Source organism: Streptomyces sp. NPDC048197 (genome assembly GCF_043202395.1).
Classification (GTDB): Bacteria; Actinomycetota; Actinomycetes; order Streptomycetales; family Streptomycetaceae; genus Streptomyces; species Streptomyces siderophoricus.
The window spans coordinates 127,464-136,737 of record NZ_JBIDAJ010000010.1 but is presented as its reverse complement, the minus strand read 5'-3'; the positions used below and the strand labels follow the sequence as shown (position 1 = coordinate 136,737).

Sequence of the window (9,274 nt, the reverse complement as noted above, 5' to 3'; positions counted from 1 at the left end):
GGCGGGCGTGTATGACCCCGGGGGGGTCGGGGTGGGGTTGCCCGACGCGCTCCCCCCCCCGTCCCTACCGGGGTGACGCGGCGGCCCCCCGGGGCACCCCCCGGGGGCCACGGCCGTTCTGCGAGCCGGCGGCGCCGGTGACGTCACGGCGCGGTCGGCCCAGTCTGTGGGCCCAGTCTCTGGGCGGCGGTCTACGTTCGATCCGTCTGCGGCCGTCGGCCGGCATGTGGAGTGTCCGGGCGTCTGCCGCTGGCCACCGGCCCGGGTTTCCTCCGTGGTCCTACGCCGCGCCGAACAGCTCGGCGAGCCCGCGGTCCATGCCCAGGTAGGCGAGTTCGCTGCCGGCCGGCACGGCCTCGTACGACCGGTCCAGGAACCGCCGCACGTCCACCGCGTCCAACTGCACCATCGCGATGCCCTCGTCCGCGTGGAACTCCATCACCGTGCGGTCCGGGCCGCACGGCCGCACCCGCACGTCGCCCCGCCCGGCCGGCGCCCGCAGCCCCTCCGCCAGCAGCTCACGCGCGAACGCCCAGTCCACCGCCGAGCCGTCCAGCGAGATCTCCGGCGGGAAGGACATCCGTACGGCCAGCGGGTCGGCGGGCTGGTAGTGCAACACCGCGGGCACCGCGTACGGGCCGGGGGCGGTGGCGATGAGACGGACCTGGACGGCGTGGTCGATGACGGTGTTCATCGCGCTGCTCCCTCACGGCTGTTGTTGGGCAATGGCTCGTCCAGTAGGACGGTGTGCCCGCTCTCGCCGTGCACGCGACAGGGGTGTGATGTATCTCATGTTGCCGGGCTCTTGTCGGAACGATGCCGCCCCTGCTGCGTTCGCCCCGAACTGCCCGGGAACTGCCGGGAATCCACCGGGGCCGCCGGGGATTCCCCGGCCGGAACCAGGAACTCCGCCAGAATCCCCGGCCCCGCGGCCGCCGCGAATCCGGCCGCCTCGCCGGCCGCCAGATCCCGGATCCGGTAGCCGTCCTCACCCGCCGCGACCGCCGCGGTCACCGTGACCAGACCGGACCGGCGGGTGAACGGCGAATCCGTGAACGTCCACGCCGCGATCGCGGACCGCTGGAGGACCAGGGTGTCGCGGCTGAAGGTCCCCGACCGGGCGACCAGGAAGCCGCCCTCAAGACCGTGCCCCAGACTGCGGTACGCGTCCCGCGCCAGCCACAGCACCAGCGGCGTGGCCACCACCGCGAAGACCCCGGCGCACTGCAGCAGTACGGGGGTCAGAGCCACCCCCAGCCCGGCGAGCAGCGCGGTACCGGGCAGCACGACGAACAGCATCCCGCGCACCCGGCGGCGCCGGAGGGCGGCGCGGGGGTGGGGGGTCAGGAGGGCGGGGGTGGACGTGGTTGTGGTTGTGGGCGGGTGTGGGTGCGGGTGGCCCTTCCCGGTTCCAGTTCCGGTTCCGGTCCCGGCTCCGGCTCCGGTCCCGGTCCCGGCTCCGGTCCCTGGGAAGGGGACGCCGAGAGTGCCGGCCGCCACCCGCAGTGCCTCCGCGCGCGGTGCCGGCGGCAGCAGCCCGCTCCGCTTGCGGTTCTCCTCGCGGTTGCCCAGACCCCCGGCCACCGCCCTGACCAGGGCACCGCCGCCGGCCCGCAACAGCAGCGGCTCGCGCAGCAACACCCCGCGCAGCCGGGCGCGTTCGATGGCGACCGACCGGGTCGTGAACAGTCCGCGCCGCACCTGCAGCGTGTGGCCGTCGGTCCACTCCAGGCGGTAGTTCCACCAGTTCTCGACGTAGAGCCCGAGGGCACCGGCCGAGCCCAGAGCGAGGACGGCCAGCAGTGCCACCGGGACCGTCACCCACAGGGCGCTGGTGCCGAACTCGGCGAACGCCTGCCGGACGATGCCGAGTTTCCACGGCTCGATGCCGATACCGTCCAGCACCCGGTAGGCCGAACCCGCCGCCGCGAATACCCCGCCGACGATCCAGAACGTGAGCGGCGCGTACCGCAGCCAGCGCCAGTCGATACGGGCCAGCACCGGGTCGCCGTCGGCCGCCGCACTGCCGGCCCGGGCCAGCAGTTCCGCACGCAGCCGCGCCGCCTCCGGTACCGCCAGCGCGTCCAGCGACAGTGCCCCGCCGCTCTCGCCCGAGCCGGCCGTACCGGCCCGCAACACGGTGACGCCCAGCAGCCGGTGCAGCGGTGACGCGGTCAGATCGACGGTGCGGATGCGGTGCAGCGGGATGCTCCGCAGCCGCCGGTTGAACAGCCCGCTGCGGATGTCGAGGGTGGGGGCGTTGGGGGTGCTGGCGTTACGGGTGGGCGCATTACGGGTGGAGGCGTTACTGGTGGGGGCGTCCCGAGTGGGGGCGTTACCGGTGGAGGCGGCGCCGCCTGCGGGGTCGGGCCGCATAGCCGTGTGGCCCGCCGCGTCGGCACCCCCGTTCAGGCTCACCCGGAACTCGGTGCGGGCCCAGCGGATCAGACCGAGCATGGTGACGACGGCGAACGAGGCGGCGATGACGGCCAGGGTGATCCAGCCACGGGCGCTGATCCGGCCCCCGGTGGCCAGCGCCGTCAACGCCAGCGAACCGAGCGGTGCCGCCATCCAGCCGCAGTGCACCAGCAGCGTCCGCGGGTCCAACCGCCGCCACTGGGGCGGGTGCGAGGGGTGATCCCACTGCGCCGGCCGCGCCGGGTGTGAGGTGCTCATACGGCATCACCCGGCACCTGCTGCGCGGCCTCGCCGATCCGCCGCGAGAGTTCCTCGGCGTCCGCGTCCGACAGGCCCGCGATTTTTATGTCCCCGGCGGTCGAGGCGGTGGTGACGGTCACCGTCGCCAGCCCGTACCGCCGCTGCAGCGGACCGCGCACGGTGTCCACCGTCTGCACCCGGGACAGCGGGGCGATCCGCCGCTTCTGCCAGAACCAGCCGCCCGCCGCGTACACCGCCCGCTCGCCCAATTCCCAGGCGTGCACCGCGTAACGCCACCGCGGCATCACCAGGAGATAGCCGAGGCCCGGCACGACGAGCACGACCAGCAGCAGGGGCCCCAGCCACGGCAGGGCGCCCGGGAAGAACAGCACGGACAGGACCGCCATGACGAGCGCGGTCAGCAGCATCGGACCGCTGAGCGTCAGCAGCGCCTGCACCGCCCACCAACGGCGGGCCCGTGGATCGACGCGATGGCGGGGCGGTCGCAGGACGAGGGCGGCGTGGGGCTCGGCGTCGGGCTCGGACATGCGGAGTCACCGTTTCCAGGTCAACTGTATTGGGTAGCGATACGTTATAACGGTACAAGCGACTTGCAAAAACGCCCCTTCCGGAAGACGGCCCCACCTGGGGCGAGCAACGGGGGAACCAGCAGGACAAGAAGCCGGACCAGAAGCGGTTCAAGAAGAAGGACAAGAAGCGGGAAAGGAAGTTCTCCGCCGTGCCCAAGAAGGTGGACCACGAAGCCAGACGGCAGGAGATCTCCGCCGCGCTCTGGCGGATCGCCGTCACTCGTGGCCTCGACGGCGCCAGCCTGCGTGATGTCGCCGCCGAGGCCGGCATCTCGCTCGGCCGGCTGCAGCACTACTTCCGCACCAAGGACGAGATGCTGCTCTTCGCCCTCCGGCGGATCAACCAACTGGCCGCCGATCGCGTCCGCGAGCGCATCGAGGCACTCGCGGGCGAGCCGACACCCCGGGAGGTCCTGCGCGCCTGCCTGTCCGGGATGCTGCCGCTGGACGAGAAGAGCCGCACCGGCCTGCTGGTCGGCGCCGCCTACTACGTGCGCGCCGTCCACGACCCCGCGCTGCGCGCCGAGGCCCAGCAGGGCATCCCACAGCTCCGCGACTTCTTCGCCGGCCAGCTCCAACGTGCCGCAGAGCGCGGCGAGTTGGCCCCCGAGCGCGCCACCGAGGAGGAGGCCATGCTGCTGATCAGCCTGGTCGACGGGCTCGCCACCTACGCCCTGCTGGACGTCCACCAGCCGGAAACCGCCCTCCGCCTCCTGGACCGCCATCTGGAGAACCTCTTCGGGGAGGGGTGAGGGGGCGGGAGGCGGGTGGTGGCCGCCGCCTGCGGGTGGTGCGGGGCCTACGCCTGACGCAACAGGGCGGCGAGATCCGCCTCGACGTCCAGATGCCGCCCTTCGTCGCCCTGCGCGACGACCCCGTACGACAGCTCCAGGAACTCCCGCAGCTCCTGCGCCACGAACTCCACGACCGCCATCCCGCCGTCGGTGCGCAACTCGACCATGATCTCCTCGGGCGTACACGGCCAAATCTGTACGTCACCGGCGCCGGCCGGCCCGTACAGCCCCTCCTCCAGCAGCTCCCGGCCGAACGTCCACACCACCTCTGCCCCGTCCAGCGAGGCCGCCGGCGGAAAGACCAGGCGCACCGCGAACGGGTCGGTGCGGTCGTACCGCAGGCTCGCCGGAATCACCCGCGACCGGGGAGCGGTCGCGATGAGACGGGCCTGAACGGCATGGTCGATGACGCTGGACATCGCGCGGCTCCCTAATGGTGGTAACGGTGGTGCGGGTCTACGGAACCGCGCATCGCTGACTCTGCGACGTGCGGTCGCGGAGGAGTGTGGATGCGGCCCCCGCCCATTAGGACGAGCGGGCGGCGGGCCCGGGTGCGCCGGTCACCGCGGGATTACACGTGAGCTGCGTCACGGGGGGCGGGGGAGGTCGGCGGGGGAGGGGCGAGGCAGGCGGTGCCAGCCGGCTCTGATACATGACGACACGTCAGTATCTGGCGTCATCTCTCATCACATATCAGCGAATTGACCCTCACCGTCCGCCAGACGGTCTGGACGTGACCAACGAGCTCGGCTAGCTTCCACGCACTGACGTGAGCGGGGTGGGGCGTGAGCGGGGTGGGACCGATGCGGCGCACGATACGCAGGGCGAACGGGGACAGGGGTATGGCCAGTGCAGGGCGAACTCGCCTTCACACCCTGGCAGTTGGCGTAACGGCATGCGCAGCCGCGCTCCTCTCCCTCGCCGTCGGCCCGGCCGCCGCAACGCCCACCCCGCCCCCGCCGCCCGTCCCGCCCGGCCCGACGGCCGCCCGCGAGCCGGTCTCCGCGGCGGCGCTCACCGGCCCGCACGCCGGTTGGCACCTCAAGGACAGCGGCAGCACCGCCCGGTTCCGCGGCCTGGCCGCGGTCAGCCGGAGCACCGCCTGGGTGGCCGGAACATCCGGCACCGTGCTGCGCACCCGCGACGGCGGCCGGCACTGGGCCGACGTGTCACCACCGGGCGCGGAGAAGTGGGAGTTCCGCGACATCGAGGCCTTCGACGCACGCCGTGCGGTCGTCCTGGCGATCGGCGAGGGCGAAGCGTCCCGCGTCTTCCGCACCGACGACGCGGGCGCCACCTGGACGGAAAGCTTCCGCAACACCGATCCCCGCGCGTTCTACGACTGCCTCACCTTCTTCGACCGGCGCCACGGCATTGCCCTCAGCGACCCCGTGGACGGCAGATACCGCGTGCTCTCCACCGGGGACGGCGGCCGCAGTTGGCACATACTGCCGTCGGACGGGATGCCTCCGGCGCAACAGGGCGAGGCCGCGTTCGCCGCCAGCGGCCAGTGCCTGGTCTCCGCCGGCAGCCATGACGCCTGGATCGCGACCGGTGGCGCGGCCACCGCCCGGGTACTGCACTCCACCGACCGCGGCCGCACCTGGTCGGTCACCGACGCCCCGATCCCCGCGGGCGACCCGGCCCGCGGCGTCTTCGCGCTGGCCTTCCGCGACCGCGCCCACGGGCTGGCGGTCGGCGGCGACTTCCGCGCCGACCAGCCTTCGCCCCGCGCGGCCGCGGTCAGCGACGACGCCGGCGCCACCTGGACGGCGGCCACCCGCCCTCCGCAGGCGTACCGCTCGGGCGTCGCCTGGCTCCCGCACTCCCACCGGCTCGCCCTGGCGGTCGGCCCGTCCGGCAGTGACCTGACCGTCGACGGCGGCCGCACCTGGCACCCGTTCGACACCGGCTCGTACGACACCGTCGACTGCACCCCGGACCTCGGCTGCTGGGCCGCGGGCGAACACGGACGGATCGCACGCCTGGAGCCGTGAGCACCTGCCTGTTTCTTCGCGCCTCGTCAGTCCATCAGGCTGCCGAGGCGCCCCTCCAGTACGACCAGCAACTCGCTGAGCGCCGCGGAGAGTTCCTGCTGTCGCTGATCACCGATCCCGTCGAGCAGCGAAGCCTCGTACCGCAACTGCTCCGGCAGCAGCCGGTCGATGATCTCGCGGCCTTCGTCGGTCAGTGACAGATGGGCGACCCGGCGGTCGCGGTCGTCGGGCCGACGGGCGATCAGCCCCCGCTCCTCCAATTGCCGCACCCGCTTGGTCACCGCCGCACCGGAGGCGAACGTCTCGCGGGCCACCCGCCCGGGCGTCAGCTCGCGGTCCATCCGGCGCAGTGTGCCGAGGATGTCGAACTCGGGACGGGTCAGCCCGGCCCGCCGCAACGGTGCATCGGCCGCCTGCTGCAGCAGCGCGGAACAGCGGTTGAGCCGTCCGATCACCGCCATCGGGCCGGTGTCCAGCCCGGGGTGCACCTGCTGCCACTGGCGCAGCACCCCTGCGACGATGTCCTCGGTCACCCGCACTCTCCTCTCGACCATTGCGTATGCCTTCAATTGTGCCTGCTCATACGGCACCGGCCGCGCGCCGTGGGCACGAGGCGCGGGCCGGGGGAGGGGCACAGCCTCGGGGAGGCGCACAGCCTGAGGGAGGGGGAGGCGAAGGGGCAGCGGGCGGAGCGATGGCCGAAGCCCGCCGAGGCCGTACGGTGCCGCGAGTGGCTCCCACGATCAGCGCACGAGCACCGAAGCGGAAGCCGGAGCCGGAGCCGGAGTGGGAGTCGGTGCCTGAGTCAGTGCCTGAGTCAGTGCCTGAGCCGGAGCGGACGCAGTCGCCGAAGCAGACGCGGCAGCCGAAGCCCAAGCAGATGGAAAGCCGAATCCGGAGCGAACGCGCGAGCCGCAGCCTAAGTCGGAGCCGAAGCAGACGCGGCCCCCGAAGCGTGAGCAGATCCGGACGTCACCGCAACCGTCGCCGCAGATGTCGCCGTAGCCGCCTGCGCAGACACGGAAGCCGGTCCCGACAGTGCTCGTACGAGGGCGGCCAGCGTCCGGTGCCCCTGCTGCTCGGCGCGGGCGATCCGTTCCTCCGGAAGCGCGCGCTGCCACCACTCGCCGGACGCCACCTCCACCGCCTCACGCAGTTCGACCAGCCCCCCGGCCAGCCGGCCACGCGCCCGGCCGAGCTTCCGTACGTCGTCCCCCTCCACCGCCCGTGACGACGGCTCGGCCGCGAGGGCGAGCAGCTCCCGCCCGGCACCCTCCGCCGCCACCACCCTCTCCAGCGCGCATTCGATCCGGTCCGCGGCCTGCCGATTGGGGACCAATATGCAGCAGGCTACCCCCACGGCCGCGCCCACCACCGTGTCGATCCAGCGGTCCGCGATCAGCGTGTGCGCCGGCAGCGGATTGCCGAATTCGGTCAGCAGCAGCGCCATCGGCGTCACACAGACCGACCCCAGCCAGTAGTTGCGGGTGATGCACGCCTCCGCCCCGAGCTGGAAGGCAAGCGCCAGCACGATCATCGCGAGCTGGCCCGTGTGGATCAGCGGCAGCAGCACCGTGAAGAGCAGCAGCCCGAGCAGATTGCCGAGCGTGCGTTGCAGGGCGCGCTGCCAGGAGAGCGTGGTGTTCGCCTGGTAGATGGAGGCGGCCGTGACCACGGCCCAATACGGATGCCCGACACCGACACCCATGGAGGCCCAGCCCGCCAGTACACAACCGACGGCGACCCGCGCACCTATGGGGAGCAAGGGCGACCCCGGGGCGAACTGCGCCAACAGCGCACGTACGGCACCCACGCCCCGCGAAGCCCTCTGCGCGGGCAGCCGCAGCCCGGCTGCCCGCTCGTCATCGACGACGGCCGTGCCCTCCGCGGCAACCCCCGCCCACTCCTCGGCCTCCTCCGCCGAGAGCGTGACCTGCGGCATCGACCGCCCACTCCGCAACGCACGAGCCCACCCACCGAGCCGCTGGCCCTCGGCCACCCGCCCCAGCCACTCCGCCGCCGTCGCCCCGCCCCCTGCCGTCACCCCTGCCGGCGCCGCAGCACCTCCCCCTGCCGTCGTCCCGGCCAGAGCCCCACCCGGTGCCGTCGCCCCTCCTCCTACCGTCGTCCCGCCCAGGGCCGACTCCGCCCGCACCAGCAGCCGTTCGAGTGCGGCACGGCTCGCGGCCTTCTCCGGTGTACGAGCCGGCACCAGGAACAACGTGTGCCAGGCCGCATTGACCGCAGCCGCCGCCCCATGCCGAGCCTGCGCCACACCCGCATGCACCACCGACGCATCTCCCGCGCCCGCGCGCGCCACTCCTTCGTGCCCCACGCCCGCCTGCGCCTGCTCGGTGCGTACCGGTGAAGCGCCCATCGGTGCAGCGTGTACCGCTCCCGCGTGGACCACTCCCGCGTACACCGGCGACTCCTCCCCGTCCGCATGGCCCACACCCCCGCCGAGGCCCCCCGCTCCTCTCACCCCACACCCTCCGCCCCTTCCTCCCCTTCCGTCCACGACGTTCATCTCTTCCGCGTGCAGCAGTGCCGCCGCGGCCTCCAACGCCCGGGCGACGGCGATCCGCTCCGGACCGTGCGGCCGTACGAGCGCGGGCGCCATACACACCAGCCACGCCAGTACGCCGGCCCCGAGCGCCAGCGTGAGATGGAGCGGCACCTGCCCGAGGCGCTGCGGCACGAAGAACGCCGACGCCGCGATGAAGGTCAGGATGATGTTCCCCGGCGGCCCGATGCGCGTGGCATCGCAGACCACCTTGTGAACGGCCGCGACCAACGAGGCGAGGACCACCAGCAGAGCGGTCGAGGTGACGAGTGAAGCCGTGACCAGGGCGACACCCAGGCTCGCGATCATGCCGAGCACGACCCACGGCAGCGTCCGGGCGCGAGCGGCGTACGGCAGCCCGTGCGCGTACAGAGCACACATCGCCCCGGCCGAGGTGTAGAGGATCAGATCCAGCCGACCCAGCGCGAACAGCGTGAGGTCGGGGATCCCGAGAGCCACGACCGCGCTCAGTGCCGGCTTGTGCCAGATGTCGACGGGACGACGCAGCCGCACGGTGTTCTTGATCGGCAACGGCCGGATGCGCACCCCGATGCTCCCCGCACCGACGTTCCGGCGCCTTCTCGTCCGCATCCCGGCAGGCCTGGCGTGCTTTCCCATACCTTCAGGCTAGCAGGAAATTCCCAAGTGTTTTACTTGCAAAATATATGCCTG

8 protein-coding genes are annotated in these 9,274 nt (G+C 72.6%); 2 read left to right on the top strand and 6 right to left on the bottom strand.

Annotated features, from left to right (window positions below; genetic code table 11):
• Window positions 1-280 precede the first annotated feature (280 nt).
• The 3 genes from ACGF4C_RS16310 to ACGF4C_RS16300 all read right to left on the bottom strand — a co-directional run bounded on the left by ACGF4C_RS16310 (window position 281) and on the right by ACGF4C_RS16300 (window position 3,206).
• Entirely contained in the window at window positions 281-694 is a 414-nt protein-coding gene (locus tag ACGF4C_RS16310; protein ID WP_393566776.1) for an SsgA family sporulation/cell division regulator, read from the bottom strand.
• 95 nt (window positions 695-789) lie between these two features.
• A complete protein-coding gene (locus ACGF4C_RS16305) occupies window positions 790-2,676 on the bottom strand; it encodes a PH domain-containing protein (protein WP_393566774.1) in 1,887 nt (628 codons plus the stop codon).
• Window positions 2,673-3,206, bottom strand: a complete 534-nt coding sequence (locus ACGF4C_RS16300; RefSeq protein WP_393566772.1) for a PH domain-containing protein — start codon at window positions 3,204-3,206, stop codon at window positions 2,673-2,675. Before ACGF4C_RS16300 ends, ACGF4C_RS16305 begins: the two co-directional genes overlap by 4 nt.
• 191 nt (window positions 3,207-3,397) lie before the next feature.
• On the opposite strand from ACGF4C_RS16300, the gene ACGF4C_RS16295 reads away from it, so the two are divergent.
• Complete coding sequence (locus ACGF4C_RS16295) at window positions 3,398-4,000, top strand: TetR/AcrR family transcriptional regulator (protein WP_393566770.1); 603 nt, start codon at window positions 3,398-3,400, stop codon at window positions 3,998-4,000.
• Window positions 4,001-4,047: 47 nt separating this feature from the next.
• Here the strand turns inward: ACGF4C_RS16295 and ACGF4C_RS16290 are convergent, their stop codons facing one another.
• Complete coding sequence (locus tag ACGF4C_RS16290; RefSeq protein ID WP_362143299.1) at window positions 4,048-4,461, bottom strand: SsgA family sporulation/cell division regulator; 414 nt, start codon at window positions 4,459-4,461, stop codon at window positions 4,048-4,050.
• A gap of 423 nt (window positions 4,462-4,884) precedes the next feature.
• Here ACGF4C_RS16290 and ACGF4C_RS16285 point away from each other — a divergent pair, with 423 nt between their 5' ends.
• The gene (locus tag ACGF4C_RS16285; RefSeq protein ID WP_393566768.1) at window positions 4,885-6,039 is read left to right on the top strand and encodes a WD40/YVTN/BNR-like repeat-containing protein; all 1,155 of its coding nucleotides are present in this window, start codon (window positions 4,885-4,887) and stop codon (window positions 6,037-6,039) included.
• 26 nt (window positions 6,040-6,065) lie between these two features.
• On the opposite strand, the gene ACGF4C_RS16280 is transcribed toward ACGF4C_RS16285, so the two are convergent.
• Together ACGF4C_RS16280 and ACGF4C_RS16275 are read right to left on the bottom strand one after the other, a co-directional pair.
• A complete protein-coding gene (locus tag ACGF4C_RS16280) occupies window positions 6,066-6,572 on the bottom strand; it encodes a MarR family winged helix-turn-helix transcriptional regulator (RefSeq protein ID WP_030415370.1) in 507 nt (168 codons plus the stop codon).
• Between the two features lie 386 nt (window positions 6,573-6,958).
• A complete protein-coding gene (locus tag ACGF4C_RS16275) occupies window positions 6,959-9,148 on the bottom strand; it encodes an FUSC family protein (RefSeq protein ID WP_393566945.1) in 2,190 nt (729 codons plus the stop codon).
• Window positions 9,149-9,274 lie beyond the last annotated feature (126 nt).

Excerpts from the sequence above, each read along its gene's own strand:
- ACGF4C_RS16300 (WP_393566772.1), bottom strand. The coding sequence starts at position 3,206 with ATGTCCGAGCCCGACGCCGAGCCCCACGCCGCCCTCGTCCTGCGACCG.
- ACGF4C_RS16305 (WP_393566774.1), bottom strand. The coding sequence starts at position 2,676 with ATGAGCACCTCACACCCGGCGCGGCCGGCGCAGTGGGATCACCCCTCG.
- ACGF4C_RS16285 (WP_393566768.1), top strand. The coding sequence starts at position 4,885 with ATGGCCAGTGCAGGGCGAACTCGCCTTCACACCCTGGCAGTTGGCGTA.
- ACGF4C_RS16290 (WP_362143299.1), bottom strand. The coding sequence starts at position 4,461 with ATGTCCAGCGTCATCGACCATGCCGTTCAGGCCCGTCTCATCGCGACC.
- ACGF4C_RS16310 (WP_393566776.1), bottom strand. The coding sequence starts at position 694 with ATGAACACCGTCATCGACCACGCCGTCCAGGTCCGTCTCATCGCCACC.